Origin of the sequence: Pseudomonas sp. LAM2023, from assembly GCF_016620375.1 — a bacterium.
Taxonomy (GTDB): domain Bacteria; phylum Pseudomonadota; class Gammaproteobacteria; order Pseudomonadales; family Pseudomonadaceae; genus Aquipseudomonas; species Aquipseudomonas anuradhapurensis.
Genome location: NZ_JAENHV010000026.1, coordinates 358301 through 373149, shown reverse-complemented (window position 1 = coordinate 373149; position 14849 = coordinate 358301). Strand labels below are relative to the sequence as shown.

Below are 14849 nucleotides of genomic sequence, written 5' to 3'. Positions count from 1 at the left end.
GTCAACCTCATGCACCTGACCCTCGACCGCACCAGTGCTACGCCGTTGGTGCAGCAACTCACCGACCAACTGCAAACCTGGATCGACCGGCAACGCTTGCGCCCAGGCGCGCGCCTGCCGTCGATCCGCGCCCTGGCCCGCAGCCAGGCGGTCAGCGCGTCCTGCGTGATCGAGGCCTACGACCGGCTGGTTGCCAGCGGCTGGCTGGAGGCGCGGCATGGCACCGGCTTTTTCGTGGCCGAGCGCAAACCCGGCCTGGCCGCGGACGACACCCAGCCCTGGGGGGAAGCCGCAGACGGTAGCTGGCGGCAATTTCGCGAGGGTCATGACGAACTGCTCAAGCTGGGCTGCGGTTGGCTGCCCAGCAGCTGGCGCGCCAGCACCGAGCTGGCCCAGGCGGTGCGCCAGGTCAGCCGCGGCAACCCGCAGGACCTGTTCGATTACTGCCCGCCGCTGGGCCTGGCCAGCCTGCGCCAGCAGCTGCACAAGCGCCTGGCGCAGCAGGGCATTGTCGCCGGCCCCGAGCGCATCCTCACTACCCAGGGTGCCAGCCATGGCCTCGACCTGCTGGTGCGCACCTTGCTGCGCCCGGGCGACACGGTACTGGTGGAGAACCCTGGTTACTACAACCTGTACAACTTGCTGCGCCAGCACCAGGTGCACATGCTGCCGGTGCCACGTGGCGCCGAGGGCCCGGACCTGGCGACCCTCGAAGCGCTACTGGCCAGGCACAAGCCGCGTTGCCTGTTCATCAACAGCTTGTACCACAACCCCACCGGCACCAGCCTGACGCCCAAGGTCGCCTACCGTCTGCTGGAGTTGGCCCGCGAGCATGACCTGCGCATCATCGAGGACGATATCTACGCCGATTTCCAGGAAGGGCCGGCCACCCGCCTGGCCACCCTCGACAGTGAGCAGCGGGTCATCTACATGGCCAGCTTCTCGAAAACCCTCAGCAGCTCGCTGCGGGTCGGCTATCTGGTCGCCGACCCGGCATTGGTCGCGCGCCTGGCCGAGTTGAAGATGGTCAGCGGTATCGGCACCTCGCGTTTTGCCGAGCAGGTAGTAGGGCAGATGCTGGCCAATGGCAGTTACCGCAAGAGCATGCAGCGTCTGCGCGTACGCCTGGCGCAGCACATGGCGCGGTTGCTTGGCCAGCTGGAACTGGCGGGCTGGCAGGTGTTCTGCGAACCCTACGGCGGCATGTTCGTCTGGGCCCGCGTGCCGGGCCGCGATTTCGCCTGCCTGGAGCACCTGGCGCTGCAGCATGCGGTGCTGCTCACGCCAGGTAGTGCCTTCGATTACCAGGGCGCTGCCAGCGCCTGGCTGCGCATCAATGTCGCCTATGGGCAGGACGCCCGCGCCCAGGCCTTCCTTCAGCACGCAGGGCGACCTCCGCAAAGCTGATAGCGACACTGTCGTAGCTATTTGACACTATTCTGACGTCAGGCCCTTGTTCAGTGGCTGGCAACGTTGCCACCCTTGGCCTTCCAGATAACCTCGCCAGCAGAAGGGGAATCGGCATGGGCACGAGCAAGCACGGTGTGCTGGCCAACCTGGGCATGGCCCGCAAACTCAGCCTGGGCTTTGCCCTGGTGCTGGTGCTGACCCTGGCGGTGGCGGCCATTGGCATCGCTGCGCTGTACAGTGTCAGCCAGCGCTTCGACAGCTTGCGCCAGCTGGGCCAGTTCAATACCGACCTGCTGCGCCTGCGCCAGCACGAGCAGGCGTTTGCCCTGCGTTCCGACATACAGCAGGCCGAGGCCCTGCGCAGCGGCCTGCAGAGCCTGGTCGAACGCGCCCGCGGCCTGCCGGCGCTGGCCGCGACGGAAGCCGACCTGACCGCCTACGGGCAAGCGTTCGAGGCCTTTGTCGAGGCGGTGCAGGCCAAGGAGCTGGCACTGGACATGGCCAGCTGGTCGGTGTCCAGCGTGGCCAACAACCTCGATGTGCTGCAGGCCGGCCTGGCCGACGATGGCGTGTACACCCTCAAGCAGTCGCAAGGGCAGCAGGGCGGCGAGTTCCTGGAGCAGGCCGCGCAAGTGGCGCAGGTTTCGCGGCTGATGCTGCAGGCCATGGACGAAGCGCGGGTACGCCTGGAAAAAAGCCGCAAGGGTGAAGAAGGCGTCAGCCAGGAGCGCATTGCCCAGACCGTCGAGGCCGCCAGCCTGGTCGGCCAGCTGCAGGGCGCGGTCAGCGATGCTGGCTACCAGAGCGTGCTGGGCGAAGTGGCGGGGCACATCGGCAGCTTCTCGGAGAAACTCAACGAGTACACTGACCAGCTGGCCCGCGAGCAGGGCCTGAAGGCGCAGTTGCAGGCCAGTGCCGAGCAGGTCACCGGGCGCGTCGACCAGGCCTACCTGGGGCAGGAGCAGGCGCTACAGGGCGAACTGCAGCGAAACGCCGTGGCCATTGGGGTGGCGACGGCGCTGGCGCTGTTGGTCGGTGTGTTGGCTGCCTGGTTGATCACCCGCGCCGTGGTCGGCCCGCTCAGGCATGTGATTGCCCGCGCCCAGCGCATTGCCGCCGGTGAGCTGGGCTTCGACGCCCAGGCGCCACGCCGTGATGAAGTAGGGCAGCTGATGCAGGCCATGCAGCAGATGGCCGAGGGCCTGTCGGGCATCGTCAGCGGTTTGCAGCAGGGTATCGAGCAACTGGCCGGTAATGCCCAGGCGCTGTCGGCGGTAACCGAGCAGACCAACCGCGAGGTGGGTAGCCAGAAGGACGAAACCGAACAGGTGGCGACCGCCATGCAGCAGATGACCGCCACCGTCCACGATGTCGCGCGCAACGCCGAGGAGGCGGCGCAGGCGGCCCAGGCTGCGGACGAAAAGGTCGATTCCGGGCAGCTGGTGGTGCGCCAGAGCATGCAGCGCATCGAGCAGCTGGCGGCGGCGGCGGAAACGGCCAGCGCCGGTATCGACAGCCTCAGTGCCGAGATTCACACCATTGGCGACGTGCTGGAAGTGATCAAGAGCGTGGCCGAGCAGACCAACCTGCTGGCGCTTAATGCGGCTATCGAAGCGGCCCGTGCAGGTGAGCAGGGGCGTGGTTTTGCCGTGGTGGCTGATGAGGTGCGTGCGCTGGCGCGGCGTACCCGGCAGTCTACCGAGCAGATCGAGACCTTGGTTGCCAGCCTGCGCGGCAATGCCCAGCAGTCGGTGGCGCAGATTCGTGGTAGTACCGAGTTGGTGCGCCTGGCAGTTGCCGATGCATTGCAGACCGAAAGCGCGCTGGGCAGCATTGCTGCAGCGGTGTCGTTGATCCAGCAGATGAACCAGCAGATTGCCGCGGCGGCCGAGCAGCAGAGTTCAGTGGCCGAAGAGATCAGCCGCAGCGTCACGCAGATCCGCAGCAGTGCCGACCAGGCGGCCCTGGCAATGCAGGACAATGCCCGGTCGAGTGTCGAGCTGGCGCAGTTGGGCACCGACCTGAAGGGGATGGTGGGGCATTTCAGGTTGTGATCTGGGCCTGGGGCTTGTGTTGCCTGTACCGGCCCCTTCGCGGGTAAACCCGCTCCCACAGGAATACCACAATGCTGAATATTGTGTGATCCCTGTGGGAGCGGGTTTACCCGCGAAGAGGCCAGTACAGGCAACAAATACCGTCAGACCCTGCGCGGGTTCAGAATCATCAAGGTCAGTACCCCCGCCACAATCCCCCAGAACGCCGAACCAATCGAGAACAAGGTCAGCCCCGAAGCGGTAACCATGAAGGTAATCACCGCCGCCTCCCGCTCGCGCGCTTCGCTCATTGCCACGGTCAGCCCGTTCATGATCGAGCCGAACAGCGCCAGCGCCGCAATCGACAGCACCAGCTCTTTCGGCAGCGCCGCAAACAGCGCCGCCAAGGTCGCGCCGAACACCCCGGCAATGCCATAGAAAATCCCGCACCACACCGCCGCGGTGTAGCGTTTGGCCGGGTCTTCATGGGCATGTGGCCCGGTGCAGATCGCCGCGCTGATCGCCGCCAGGTTGACCCCATGCGAACCAAACGGTGCCAGCAGCAGCGAGGCAAAGCCGGTGGCCGAGATCAGCGGCGAGGCCGGCACCTGGTAGCCGTCGGCGCGCAGTACGGCCACACCCGGCATGTTCTGCGAGGTCATCGCCACCACGAACAGCGGAATGCCAATGCTGATGGTCGCCGCCAGGGAGAAGCTCGGCGTGGTCCACACCGGCGTGGCAGCCTCCAGGCGGAAGCCGCTGAAGTCCAGCAGGCCCAGGGCGCCGGACAATGTCGTGCCCACCAGCAGCGCGGCCAGCACGCAGTAGCGCGGCGACAGGCGCTTGACCAGCAGGTAGCTGAAGAACATGCCCAGCACCAGCAAGGTGCGGTGTTGGGCGGCCACGAAGATTTCGCTGCCGATCTTGAACAGGATGCCCGCCAGCAGCGCCGACGCCAGCGAAGCCGGGATGCGTTTGACCAGGCGCTCGAAGCTGCCGGTCAGGCCACAGATCAGCACCAGGACAGCGCAGGTGATGTAGGCGCCGATCGCTTCGCCATAGCTGACGCCACCCAGGCTGGTGATCAACAGGGCGGCACCCGGGGTCGACCAGGCCACGGTGATTGGCGTGCGGTAGCGCAGCGACAGGCCGATGCTGCACACCGCCATGCCGATCGACAACGCCCAGATCCACGAGGAAATCTGCGCTGTGGTCAGCCCGGCCGCCTGGCCAGCTTGGAACATCAATACCAGCGAACTGGTATAGCCGGTGAGCATGGCGATGAAGCCGGCGACGATCGCCGACGGGGAGCTGTCCGCCAGTGGCCGCAGGCGAGCGGAAGTGGCATCGGTCATGAACAAAATCCTTGTAAAGGTGTAAGCAGTTTTTTCAGACTACAGCGAGCAAGATTGATCCTTGCCATACAGCGGCCATTGCTTTTAGCCGTACAGTCGCCAACTATTGGGCGCAAATGCACAACTGCTTGGGGAGTGAAGGGGCGATGTACAAGGTCTATGGCGACTACCAGTCGGGCAATTGCTACAAGATCAAGCTGATGTTGAGCCTGCTGGGCCGGCCGTATGAGTGGCACCCGGTGGACATTCTCAAGGGCGAGACGGAAACGCCCGAGTTTCTGGCCATGAACCCCAACGGCAAGGTGCCGGTACTGCAGCTGGAAGACGGCAGCTACCTGTGGGAGTCCAACGCCATTCTCAACTTCCTGGCCGATGGCAGCGAGTTCCTGCCGGTCGAGCCGCGCCTGCGCACCCAGGTGTTGCAGTGGCAGTTCTTCGAGCAGTACAGCCATGAGCCGTACATTGCCGTGGCGCGTTTCATCCAGTTCTACCTCGGTTTGCCGGATGATCGCGTGGAGGAGTACCGCAAGCTGCACAAGGGCGGGTACAAGGCACTGAGGGTGATGGAGCGGCAGTTGCAGATGACGCCGTACCTGGTCGGTGAGCAGTACTCGATTGCCGATGTGGCGTTGTATGCCTATACCCACGTGGCGCATCAGGGGGGCTTCGACCTGGCCGATTACCCGGCAGTGAGGGCCTGGCTGGAGCGGGTCAGCAGCCACCCGCGGCATGTGCCGATGGTGGGTTGACCCGCGCTGAGGCTGTGCCTGCCCGTGAACTGCGGTTGGTGTCGCGAAAGGGGGGCGAAGCGCCCCGGGTTTGCAGCTTCGCCGCGTAAACTGTCGGGGCCGCTTTGCGGCCCTTTCGCGACGCGAGGCCGCTCCTACAGGGCAGCGAACCTCTCGTCCAGGTAGGCAATGATGGCCTTGGACTCATACATCCAGGTCACCTTGCCGGCTTCTTCAATGCGCAGGCACGGCACTTTCACTCGGCCGCCGCCTTCTGCCAGGGCCTGGCGGTGTACCGGGTCGTTCTTGGCATCGCGCAGCGCCACCGGCACGTTCAGGCGGTGCAGGGTGCGCCGGGTCTTGACGCAGAACGGGCAGGCATGGAACTGGTACAGCGCCAGGCCCTTGGCCGCCTGTTCGACGCGGGCCTGGGCGGCGGCGTCGCGCTTGCGCTTGGCCGGGCGGCTGAGCCAGTCGGCGAACACGATGAGCTGGCCGAGGCCAACCCGCAGGGCTTTGACGATCATGGGCAACTCCTGAACATGAAAAAGCCGACCCGCAGGGTCGGCTTGGGGACGGCAGCCAATCACTTGATCAGGCTGAGGAACTCGCTGCGGGTGGCGGCGTTTTCGCGGAACTCACCCAGCATCACCGAGGTGATCATGGTCGAGTTCTGTTTCTCGACACCGCGCATCATCATGCACATGTGCTTGGCTTCGATGACCACGGCGACACCTGCCGCACCGGTGACCTGCTGCACGGCCTCGGCGATCTGGCGGCTGAGGTTTTCCTGGATCTGCAAGCGGCGGGCGTACATGTCGACGATGCGCGCCACCTTCGACAGGCCCAGGACCTTGCCCTTGGGCAGGTACGCAACGTGGGCCTTGCCGATGAACGGCAGCATGTGGTGTTCGCACATCGAATACAGCTCGATGTCCCGGACCAGCACCATTTCGCTGTTGTCGGAGCTGAACAGCGCGTTGTTGGTGACTTCTTCCAGTGTTTGCTCATAACCGCGGCAAAGGTATTTCATCGCCTTTGCAGCCCGCTTGGGCGTGTCGAGCAGGCCCTCACGGGAGACGTCCTCGCCCAGCTGGCTGAGGATCTCGGTGTAGTTCTGTTCCAGGGACATGGATCTACCTGTGGGAAAAAATCGCAAAAACGAAGGGTACGGCGGCGAAGGCGGCGCTGCAAGCGCGGCGTTATTCGTCGCGGCCTTCGAGCATGGTTCGCTTGAGCATCACATACACCGCGCCAGTGCCGCCGTGGCGGGCGCTGCACGAGGCGAAACCCAGTACCTGCGGGTGCTGGCGCAACCAGGTGTTGACGTGGCTCTTGATCATCGGGCGCTTGCCGTCCAGGCGTGCGGCCTTGCCGTGGGTAACGCGTACGCAGCGCACTTCCAGCCTGGTGGCTTCGGCGATGAAGTCCCAGAGGGTTTCGCGGGCCTTTTCCACGGTCATGCCGTGCAGGTCCAGGCTGCCTTCGAACGGAATCTGCCCCAGCTTCAGCTTGCGCAACTGGCCTTCCTGCACACCGTCGCGACGCCACAGCAGTTCATCCTCGGCGCCAACGTCGATGACGAACTGGTCGGACATGCCGTCGATCACCAGGGCCTTGTCACTGCGCACCGTCGCTGCCTGGCGCAGGCCGGCCAGCTGCTGGCGGTCGGCCTTGGGTTTGCCGACTTCGGCGCGGTCGTGCTTGATCGGTTTCACACCGCGCACTTCGGCCTTGAACAGGGAAAAATCGTCGTCTTGCATGATGCCTCCACGTGGGCGGCGTAGTTTACGCGACTGCAGAGCGGTATGCAGCCATGTCGGGCCTGCCTGGCCTTTTGTGGGAGCGGCCTTGCGTCGGGAAGGGGGGCGAAGCGCCCCTCGGGAATCCAGCTTCGCGCTTACATCTGCGGGGCCGCGTTGCGGCCCTTTCGCGACGCAAGGCCGCTCCTACAAAGGCCGCGTACGTAGCGTAGCGGTCAATCGTGCTTTTTCATCAGGTGTGGCGCCAGGTTCAGCTCGCGCCCACGCCGCAGGCGAATGCGGCTGCGGCGCCAGAAGCGCACGCCCAGCCACAGCAACAGCAAGCCAGCCACGCTCAACACGCCGGACAACGACTTGTTGGCATTGAGTTCCGCCAGGGCAGGGTAGTTGCCCAGCAGGCCGGCGACACCGGCCATTGCCAGCAGCACGCCCAGGGTGGCCAACAGGGCCGCCAGGCCAGCCGCCAGCCGCGCCCCCCAGTTGCGCGGTTCGCGCGGGCGCAGGCGCTTGGCGTCGAAACTGCCTTTGAGCTTCATTCCGCTCTCCTCTGTGGATATCCGGAATTCGACCTGGGGCCCTTTATCGCGTTCAGATCAGGCTGGCGGTAGGGGCCACGCAAGCGAAGTTGTCGGCCATCACGGCCATTTCGCACTGGTGAATCTGCGCGGCCGGGATCACCCCATCCTTGAATGCCAGGTCGCGGGTCGCCGAAGCATCTTCCACCAGGGTGCAGCGGTAACCATAGTCCTTGGCCCGGCGCACGGTGGTGCTGACACTGGAATGGCTCATGAAACCGCATACGATCAGGTCCAGGTGGCCCAGTTCCTGGAGGGTCTCGTGCAGCTTGGTGTTCTTGAACGCGTTGGGCATGCGCTTTTCGATGACGATTTCGCCTTCCAGCGGCTCCAGCCCCGGAATGAACTGGCCGGCCGGCCCCTGTGGGTCGAAGCGGCCACCGACGGTGCCCAGGTGGCGAACATGGATGATCGGACGGCCGCTCTTGCGCGCGGCGTCGAGCAACCTGGCGATGTTGGCCACGGCCTCGTCCATGCCCGACAGCGCCAGGGGCCCGCTGAGGTACTCCTTTTGCGCATCGATGATGATCAGGCTGGCGTGGCTCAGCTTGGCCGGCGGGTAATCGCGGCCAGTGAGGCGGAACATCGTGGTTGGAACGGACATCAAGGGCTCCTTGGATAGGGCTTTTGTATACCTATTCTCCCCTGCCTTGGCGCCAATGGGAATGGTTGACAATGCAAGCGGCATGATTACTGGCCTGTGGCCGGCCGGCAGGCGATCCAAGGGAACAAATGTGCGGTCGGGGCTGTTAGACTTTTGTCCGGTCTGAATTAGGAGTACCCCGTGATCACATCCCGTCTGCGCACGCTGCGCGACTACATCCGCTGGGCGGTCAGCCGCTTCCACGAGCACGACCTGTTCTTCGGCCACGGTGCCGACAACGCCTGGGACGAGGCCCGCCTGCTGGTGCTGGGCGCAGTGCATCTGCCGTGGGAGGTGGCCGACAGCTACCTGGACTGCCGCCTCGAGGACGATGAGCGGGTGCGCCTGCAGCACCTGCTGAAGCGCCGTATCGAAGAGCGCCTGCCGGCTGCCTACCTGCTGGGCGAGGCCTGGTTCTGCGGCATGTCGTTCATCGTCGACCCGCGTGTGCTGGTGCCGCGGTCGCCGATTGGCGAGCTGATCGAGAAACGCTTCGAACCGTGGCTGGCCAGCGAGCCGGCGCGCATTCTCGACCTGTGCACCGGTTCTGGCTGCATCGGTATCGTTGCCGCCGACGTCTTCCCCAACGCCGAGGTGGTGTTGGCCGACCTGTCGTTCGACGCACTTGAAGTGGCCAACCAGAACATCGAGCGGCATGGCCTGGACGGGCGCGTGTACACCGTGCAGGGCGATGGCTTTGCCGGTTTGCCAGGGCAGCGTTTCGACCTGATCCTGTCCAACCCGCCGTATGTCGATGCCGAGGATTTCGACGACATGCCGGCCGAGTACCACCATGAGCCCGAGCTGGGCCTGGCGTGCGGCAACGACGGCCTGGACCTGGTGCGGCGCATGCTGGCCGAAGCGGCCGACCACCTGACCGACAAGGGCTTGCTGATTGTCGAGGTGGGCAACAGCCAGGTGCATGTCGAGGCGTTGTACCCTGAGGTGGACTTCGCCTGGCTGGAGTTCGAGCGCGGCGGGCATGGGGTGTTCATGCTGACTGCCGAGCAGTGCCGCCAGCATCAGCAGCTGTTCAAGGCCCGGGTCTGATTCATTGGGGCTGCGTTGCAGCCCATCGCGACACAAGGCCGCTCCTACAGGGATACCGTCATCCCGGTGCTACGCGGTCTCCTGTAGGAGCGGCCTTGCGTCGCGATGGGCCGCAAAGCGGCCCAATTCCTCCTGCAGGGATACCGTCATCCCGGTGCTACGCGGTCTCTTGTAGGAGCGGCCTTGTGTCGCGATGGGCCGCAAAGCGGCCCAATTCCTCCTGCAGGGATACCGTCATCCCGGTGCTACGCGGTCTCCTGTAGGAGCGGCCTTGTGTCGCGATGGGCCGCAAAGCGGCCCAATTCCCACCGAGCGCCAAAGGCCAGGCGGCGCGCTGTCAGCGCGTGGCAATCCAGATCAGCAACCCCGCCTGGAACACCGCAAAGGCCACCAGGCAGGTGATGGTAAAGCGCAAGCCGCTGTCTTCGCGCTGGTACTTGGCAACGCGTTCGTCGCGCTCACGCAGTTGCGCTTCCTTTTCCTGCAACTGCTGGTCCGCCTGCTGCAGCAGGCTGGCCGCATCGAGGATCTCCACCCGCTGCACGTGCTCGCTGTTCCAGGCCCCCTTGAGCTGGCTCACCGTGGTTTCCACGGTACGGCCTTTCAGGTGCTGGCCGTCTTCATACTCCACCTCGATGCCGACCCCGCGCAGGCAGTGGTCGCGGCGCAGGCGCGAGTCTTCGTTCAGCGCATCCTTGCTCGGCAGCGCCATGCCCTCGACCCGGTAATGCGACCACTTGCGCTGCAGCCACTGCACGGCCTGGGCCAGCAGGAAACGGCCCAGGCCACGGTTCAAGGGTTCCAGTTGCAGGCCGGTTTCGGCGCCAATGCGTACCAGGCGTTCGCCATGGTCGACGCGGATGTCCAGGCGGTTCTGTTCCTTGTGCACCTTCTGGCCTGGCAGTTTTATTTCCATGCGCAGCAGGCTGTGGGCCTTGTCGTGGCGCTCGGCATAGCCGAACTGCACGAAGCGCAGCGGCCGTGCGCCGGTGCTGCGATCGGTAGGCAGGGCAGTCAGGCGCAGCAGCTGGAAGTGTTCGACGCTCAGCTCGGCCCAGGGCAGGGCCGGGCTTTCCTGGGATTCTTCGGCCGGCTCTGCGGCGGCGGGGGTGGTGGTCATCAGGGCTTGTCCTCGGCTATGCCCGCTGTATCGGCAGGCATGCCCGAGACCTGAGCCCGTTTACCTCACGCCGAAGGCAAATGCTGGATGAACGTCACGATCCGCTCACCCAGCTCGCGCGCCAGCGGCAGCTCGGGGTTGAGGTAGCTGTCGCGCTGCTGGCTCATGCCCTTGGGGCTGATGCGCAACATATGGTTCATGCCGTCGATCAGCACCAGCTGGGCATCCGGCTTGGCCGCCTTCAGCCGCTCGGCGTCGTCCACGTCCACCTGCACGTCGTTGCGCCCCTGCACGATCAGTGCCGGCATGGGCAGGCGGGCAAAGGCTGCGGCCGGGTTCTGCCGGAACAGCGAAATCAGGTAGGGCTGCACGCTGGGGCGGAACACCTGGCGCAGCGGTGCCGGCACTTCCAGGCTGGTTTGCCCGGCCTGCAGGCGGTCGAGCAGGGCGCTGCCACCGGCCAGTTGCGCTGGCGGCAGGCGCTGGGCCAACTGTTCGCGCAGCACTTCGGCCAGCGGCCGGCCACTGCCGGCCAAGGTAATCACCGCGCTGGCACCGGCCTGCTCGGCGGCCAGGCTGGCGATCAGCGCACCTTCGCTGTGGCCGAGCAGAATCAGCGGGCCAAAGCGTGGGTCGGCCTTCAGCTTGTGGCTCCAGGCGACCACGTCGGCCACGTAGCGCTCCACGCTGAGGTCACGCTCGTCGGGGGTGGCCGGCTGGCTGGCAGCGACCCCGCGCTTGTCGTAGCGCACGCTGGCGATGTGTTCGTTGGCCAGCAGCAGGGCCAGGCGCTTGAGGTTGTCGACCCGGCCCGAGGCCGGGTTGTTGCCGTCGCGGTCGGTGGGGCCGGAGCCTGCGATGATCAGCACCACTGGCGGCGGGGTGGCCTGCAGTGGCAGCAGCAGGCTGCCGTGCAGCACACCCTGGCCGGTATCGAGGTCGATCGGGCGTTGCAGCACGGTGGGGGCGGCCTGGGCCAGGCTGGTGCCCAGCAGGAACAACAAAGCGACGAGGCGCGACATCATGCGGTACTACAGTGGGGAGATGTCAGTTTGACCCTATGTCCACGGGAAGGTTCTCGGCCTGTGCAGGGCAGGCTCGGCCTCTTCGCCGGTAAACCCGCTGCCACGGGTTCACGATGCCCAGCACAGGCAGGCAATCCATCTGTATACTGCCGCTTTCGTTCACTTCAGGCAGATCTCGCGGAGCGTCCATGTCCGGCAATACCTACGGCAAGCTGTTCACTGTCACCACCGCTGGCGAGAGCCATGGCCCGGCGTTGGTCGCCATTGTCGATGGATGCCCACCGGGCCTGGAAATTTCCCTGGCCGACCTGCAGCACGACCTCGACCGGCGCAAGCCCGGCACCAGCCGGCACACCACCCAGCGCCAGGAAGCCGACGAGGTGGAGATCCTCTCCGGCGTGTTCGAAGGCCGGACCACCGGCTGCTCGATCGGCCTGCTGATCCGCAACACCGACCAGAAGTCCAAGGACTACTCGGCGATCAAGGACCTGTTCCGCCCGGCCCACGCCGACTATACCTATCACCACAAGTACGGCATCCGCGACTACCGCGGCGGTGGCCGCAGCTCGGCCCGCGAAACCGCCATGCGCGTGGCCGCCGGTGCCATCGCCAAGAAGTACCTGGCCACCCAGGGCATCACCGTGCGTGGCTATATGAGCCAGCTGGGGCCGATCGAGATTCCGTTCAAGAGCTGGGAGTCGGTGGAACAGAACGCTTTCTTCAGCCCCGACCCGAGCAAGGTGCCGGAGCTGGAGGCCTACATGGACCAGCTGCGTCGTGACCAGGACTCGGTAGGCGCCAAGATCACCGTGGTCGCCGAAGGGGTGATGCCGGGCCTGGGCGAGCCGATCTTCGACCGCCTGGATGCCGAGCTGGCCCACGCGCTGATGAGCATCAACGCAGTCAAGGGCGTGGAAATCGGCGCCGGTTTCGCCAGCGTGGCCCAGCGCGGTACCGAGCACCGTGACGAGCTGACCCCGCAAGGCTTCCTCAGCAACAACGCTGGCGGCATCCTCGGCGGCATCTCTTCGGGCCAGCCGATCGTTGCCCACCTGGCGCTGAAACCAACCTCCAGCATTACCACCCCGGGCCGCTCCATCGACATCGACGGCAACTCGGTGGACGTCATCACCAAAGGCCGCCACGACCCGTGCGTGGGCATCCGTGCCACGCCGATCGCCGAGGCGATGATGGCCATTGCGCTGATGGACCACCTGCTGCGCCACCGTGCGCAGAATGCCGATGTGAAGGTGAATACCCCGGTGCTGGGCCAGCTCTGATTCGCCAGTACCGGCCTCTTCGCGGGCATGCCCGCTCCCACAGGTTCATCGCCGCTTTCAGAGTCTGTGGGTTCCCTGTGGGAGCGGGCGCGCCCGCGAAGAGGCCGGCCCAGGTCCCCACAAGGGCATCCCATGCAGCAACCAATCCCCTACTGGCGCCTGTCCAGCTTCTACCTGTTCTACTTCGCCCTGCTCGGTTCCACCGCGCCGTTCCTGGCGCTGTACTTCGACCACCTGGGCTTCTCTGCGGCGCGTATCGGCGAGCTGGTGGCCATCCCCATGCTGATGCGTTGCGTCGCCCCCAACCTGTGGGGCTGGCTGGGCGATCGCACCGGCCAGCGCCTGCTGATCGTGCGCCTGGGCGCGCTGTCGACCCTGGCCACCTTCGCCCTGATCTTCTTCGGCAAGAGCTATGCCTGGCTGGCGCTGGTCATGGCCCTGCATGCGTTCTTCTGGCACGCGGTGCTGCCCCAGTTCGAGGTCATCACGTTGGCCCACCTGCACGGGCAAACCGCCCGCTACAGCCAGGTGCGCCTGTGGGGCTCGATCGGCTTCATCCTCACCGTGGTCGGCCTGGGCCGGCTGTTCGAGTGGCTGAGCCTGGATATCTACCCGGTGGCCCTGGTCACGATCATGGCCGGGATCGTCGCCGCCAGCCTGTGGGTGCCCAATGCACAGCCGCTGGAGCAGGGCGAGCGCCGCAGCGCCGGCGGCTTCCTGCAGCAGTTGCGTGCCCCCGGGGTGATCGCGTTCTATGCCTGCGTGGCGTTGATGCAACTCAGCCACGGGCCGTACTACACCTTCCTCACCCTGCACCTCGAACACCTGGGCTACAGCCGCGGTGCCATCGGCTTGTTGTGGGCCCTTGGCGTGGTGGCCGAAGTGCTGGTGTTCATGTTCATGAGCCGGGTATTCGCGCGCTTTTCCGTGCAGCGGGTGCTGCTGGCCAGCTTCGTGCTGGCGGCGCTGCGCTGGCTGTTGCTGGGTAACCTGGCCGGCGAGCCGGCAGTCCTGGTGTTCGCCCAGCTGCTGCATGCGGCCACCTTCGGCTGCTTCCACGCCGCCAGCATCGCCTTCGTCCAGGCCAGCTTCGGCGCCCGTCAGCAGGGCCAGGGCCAGGCACTGTATGCGGCACTGTCCGGCACTGGCGGGGCGCTGGGGGCGTTGTATTCGGGCTATAGCTGGAACCTGCTGGGGCCCACCTTCACCTTTGGTATGGCCAGTGCCGCAGCCTTGGCCGCAGCCGTTATCATTGCCTTTTGTTCGCAACCGACCAGGACCCGCCCCTGATGAGCATTCTCAGCGTTTTCCACACTTCCAGCCCGGAACTGCCGAACAAGGTGCTGACCCATCACGATGACATCGCCGCCACCCTGGCCGAACAGGGCGTGCGATTTGCCCATGCCGAACCTGGCCTGCGGGTGCGCCCGGGCTCGGCCCACGAAGAGGTGCTGGGCGCCTGCCGGGAGCACCTGGACCGGTTGATGACAGCGCATGGCAGCAAGGCCTTCGTGGTGCTCAACCGTGACGGTGCCGACCCGGCGCAGGTAGACCTACGCGATGAACACGTGCATGACGCTGAAGAGGTATTTGCCGTGATCAGCGGGCGTGCCCAGGTTGGCCTGCGTGCGGGCGACTGGGTATATTCGCTGCTGTGCGAGAAGGGCGACCAGCTGGTGGTGCCGGCGGGGACCCGGCGCTGGGTGGAACTGGGCGATACGCCGTTTTGCCTGGCGTTGCGCCTGTATGCCAGCGAGCAAGGTGCGCAGCCACGTTTTACCGGGGATGAAAGCGCCAGGGCGTTTCTTGGTATCGACGAGTTGTGAGGGTATTACCGGCCCGTTCGCAGGCTAGCCCGCGAAGCGGC

General features: G+C 65.5%; 15 protein-coding genes and 1 pseudogene. 8 read left to right on the top strand and 8 right to left on the bottom strand.

The features are described 5' to 3' along the window. Positions 1-9: 9 nt before the first annotated feature. The 3 genes and pseudogenes from JKP78_RS16710 to JKP78_RS25485 all read left to right on the top strand — a co-directional run bounded on the left by JKP78_RS16710 (position 10) and on the right by JKP78_RS25485 (position 3464). Positions 10-1407 carry an aminotransferase-like domain-containing protein gene (locus JKP78_RS16710; protein WP_200627005.1) on the top strand — a complete coding sequence of 466 codons (1398 nt, stop codon included), beginning with the start codon at positions 10-12 and terminating at the stop codon, positions 1405-1407. Positions 1408-1523: 116 nt separating this feature from the next. Further along, a pseudogene (locus JKP78_RS25490) lies at positions 1524-2558 on the top strand (methyl-accepting chemotaxis protein); the annotation flags it as partial. 24 nt (positions 2559-2582) lie between these two features. Then, entirely contained in the window at positions 2583-3464 is an 882-nt protein-coding gene (locus JKP78_RS25485) for a methyl-accepting chemotaxis protein (protein ID WP_442794006.1), read from the top strand. A gap of 143 nt (positions 3465-3607) precedes the next feature. Here JKP78_RS25485 and JKP78_RS16700 read toward each other — a convergent pair whose 3' ends face one another. After that, positions 3608-4798 carry a benzoate/H(+) symporter BenE family transporter gene (locus JKP78_RS16700; protein ID WP_200627003.1) on the bottom strand — a complete coding sequence of 397 codons (1191 nt, stop codon included), beginning with the start codon at positions 4796-4798 and terminating at the stop codon, positions 3608-3610. A 146-nt stretch (positions 4799-4944) separates the two neighbouring features. On the opposite strand from JKP78_RS16700, the gene JKP78_RS16695 reads away from it, so the two are divergent. After that, positions 4945-5547: a glutathione S-transferase family protein gene (locus JKP78_RS16695; RefSeq protein WP_170028838.1), complete on the top strand. Its 603-nt coding sequence runs from the start codon at positions 4945-4947 to the stop codon at positions 5545-5547. Positions 5548-5681: 134 nt separating this feature from the next. Here JKP78_RS16695 and JKP78_RS16690 read toward each other — a convergent pair whose 3' ends face one another. The 5 genes from JKP78_RS16690 to JKP78_RS16670 all read right to left on the bottom strand — a co-directional run bounded on the left by JKP78_RS16690 (position 5682) and on the right by JKP78_RS16670 (position 8468). Then, positions 5682-6053 (bottom strand): glutaredoxin family protein, encoded by a 372-nt coding sequence (locus JKP78_RS16690; protein WP_186688954.1) that lies wholly within the window; start codon positions 6051-6053, stop codon positions 5682-5684. A gap of 59 nt (positions 6054-6112) precedes the next feature. Further along, a complete protein-coding gene (folE, locus tag JKP78_RS16685; RefSeq protein ID WP_170028840.1) occupies positions 6113-6658 on the bottom strand; it encodes a GTP cyclohydrolase I FolE in 546 nt (181 codons plus the stop codon). 70 nt (positions 6659-6728) lie between these two features. Next, on the bottom strand, positions 6729-7289 hold the full coding sequence (locus JKP78_RS16680) for a Smr/MutS family protein (protein WP_186688960.1): 561 nt from the start codon (positions 7287-7289) through the stop codon (positions 6729-6731). Between the two features lie 215 nt (positions 7290-7504). Further along, a complete protein-coding gene (locus JKP78_RS16675; protein ID WP_200627002.1) occupies positions 7505-7825 on the bottom strand; it encodes a hypothetical protein in 321 nt (106 codons plus the stop codon). A 52-nt stretch (positions 7826-7877) separates the two neighbouring features. After that, the gene (locus JKP78_RS16670; protein ID WP_063911663.1) at positions 7878-8468 is read right to left on the bottom strand and encodes a cysteine hydrolase family protein; all 591 of its coding nucleotides are present in this window, start codon (positions 8466-8468) and stop codon (positions 7878-7880) included. A 180-nt stretch (positions 8469-8648) separates the two neighbouring features. Between JKP78_RS16670 and prmB the strand changes: the two genes are divergently transcribed. Further along, a complete protein-coding gene (gene prmB / locus JKP78_RS16665; RefSeq protein WP_200627001.1) occupies positions 8649-9557 on the top strand; it encodes a 50S ribosomal protein L3 N(5)-glutamine methyltransferase in 909 nt (302 codons plus the stop codon). A gap of 337 nt (positions 9558-9894) precedes the next feature. On the opposite strand, the gene JKP78_RS16660 is transcribed toward prmB, so the two are convergent. Both JKP78_RS16660 and JKP78_RS16655 read right to left on the bottom strand, forming a co-directional pair. Beyond that, positions 9895-10677 (bottom strand): hypothetical protein, encoded by a 783-nt coding sequence (locus JKP78_RS16660; RefSeq protein WP_200627000.1) that lies wholly within the window; start codon positions 10675-10677, stop codon positions 9895-9897. A gap of 65 nt (positions 10678-10742) precedes the next feature. After that, the gene (locus JKP78_RS16655; protein ID WP_200626999.1) at positions 10743-11702 is read right to left on the bottom strand and encodes an alpha/beta hydrolase; all 960 of its coding nucleotides are present in this window, start codon (positions 11700-11702) and stop codon (positions 10743-10745) included. Between the two features lie 188 nt (positions 11703-11890). Between JKP78_RS16655 and aroC the strand changes: the two genes are divergently transcribed. From aroC to JKP78_RS16640, 3 genes are all read left to right on the top strand, one after another. Further along, the gene (aroC, locus tag JKP78_RS16650) at positions 11891-12982 is read left to right on the top strand and encodes a chorismate synthase (protein ID WP_200626998.1); all 1092 of its coding nucleotides are present in this window, start codon (positions 11891-11893) and stop codon (positions 12980-12982) included. Positions 12983-13114: 132 nt separating this feature from the next. Then, on the top strand, positions 13115-14272 hold the full coding sequence (locus JKP78_RS16645) for an MFS transporter (RefSeq protein WP_186688981.1): 1158 nt from the start codon (positions 13115-13117) through the stop codon (positions 14270-14272). Beyond that, a complete protein-coding gene (locus JKP78_RS16640; RefSeq protein WP_200626997.1) occupies positions 14272-14808 on the top strand; it encodes an oxidase in 537 nt (178 codons plus the stop codon). Before JKP78_RS16645 ends, JKP78_RS16640 begins: the two co-directional genes overlap by 1 nt. The last annotated feature ends 41 nt before the right edge of the window (positions 14809-14849 follow it).

Excerpts from the sequence above, each read along its gene's own strand:
- JKP78_RS16640 (WP_200626997.1), top strand. The coding sequence starts at position 14,272 with ATGAGCATTCTCAGCGTTTTCCACACTTCCAGCCCGGAACTGCCGAAC.
- JKP78_RS16690 (WP_186688954.1), bottom strand. The coding sequence starts at position 6,053 with ATGATCGTCAAAGCCCTGCGGGTTGGCCTCGGCCAGCTCATCGTGTTC.
- JKP78_RS16655 (WP_200626999.1), bottom strand. The coding sequence starts at position 11,702 with ATGATGTCGCGCCTCGTCGCTTTGTTGTTCCTGCTGGGCACCAGCCTG.
- JKP78_RS25485 (WP_442794006.1), top strand. The coding sequence starts at position 2,583 with ATGCAGGCCATGCAGCAGATGGCCGAGGGCCTGTCGGGCATCGTCAGC.
- folE (WP_170028840.1), bottom strand. The coding sequence starts at position 6,658 with ATGTCCCTGGAACAGAACTACACCGAGATCCTCAGCCAGCTGGGCGAG.
- aroC (WP_200626998.1), top strand. The coding sequence starts at position 11,891 with ATGTCCGGCAATACCTACGGCAAGCTGTTCACTGTCACCACCGCTGGC.
- JKP78_RS16660 (WP_200627000.1), bottom strand. The coding sequence starts at position 10,677 with ATGACCACCACCCCCGCCGCCGCAGAGCCGGCCGAAGAATCCCAGGAA.
- JKP78_RS16700 (WP_200627003.1), bottom strand. The coding sequence starts at position 4,798 with ATGACCGATGCCACTTCCGCTCGCCTGCGGCCACTGGCGGACAGCTCC.
- JKP78_RS16695 (WP_170028838.1), top strand. The coding sequence starts at position 4,945 with ATGTACAAGGTCTATGGCGACTACCAGTCGGGCAATTGCTACAAGATC.
- JKP78_RS16645 (WP_186688981.1), top strand. The coding sequence starts at position 13,115 with ATGCAGCAACCAATCCCCTACTGGCGCCTGTCCAGCTTCTACCTGTTC.
- JKP78_RS16710 (WP_200627005.1), top strand. The coding sequence starts at position 10 with ATGCACCTGACCCTCGACCGCACCAGTGCTACGCCGTTGGTGCAGCAA.
- JKP78_RS16670 (WP_063911663.1), bottom strand. The coding sequence starts at position 8,468 with ATGTCCGTTCCAACCACGATGTTCCGCCTCACTGGCCGCGATTACCCG.
- JKP78_RS16680 (WP_186688960.1), bottom strand. The coding sequence starts at position 7,289 with ATGCAAGACGACGATTTTTCCCTGTTCAAGGCCGAAGTGCGCGGTGTG.
- JKP78_RS16675 (WP_200627002.1), bottom strand. The coding sequence starts at position 7,825 with ATGAAGCTCAAAGGCAGTTTCGACGCCAAGCGCCTGCGCCCGCGCGAA.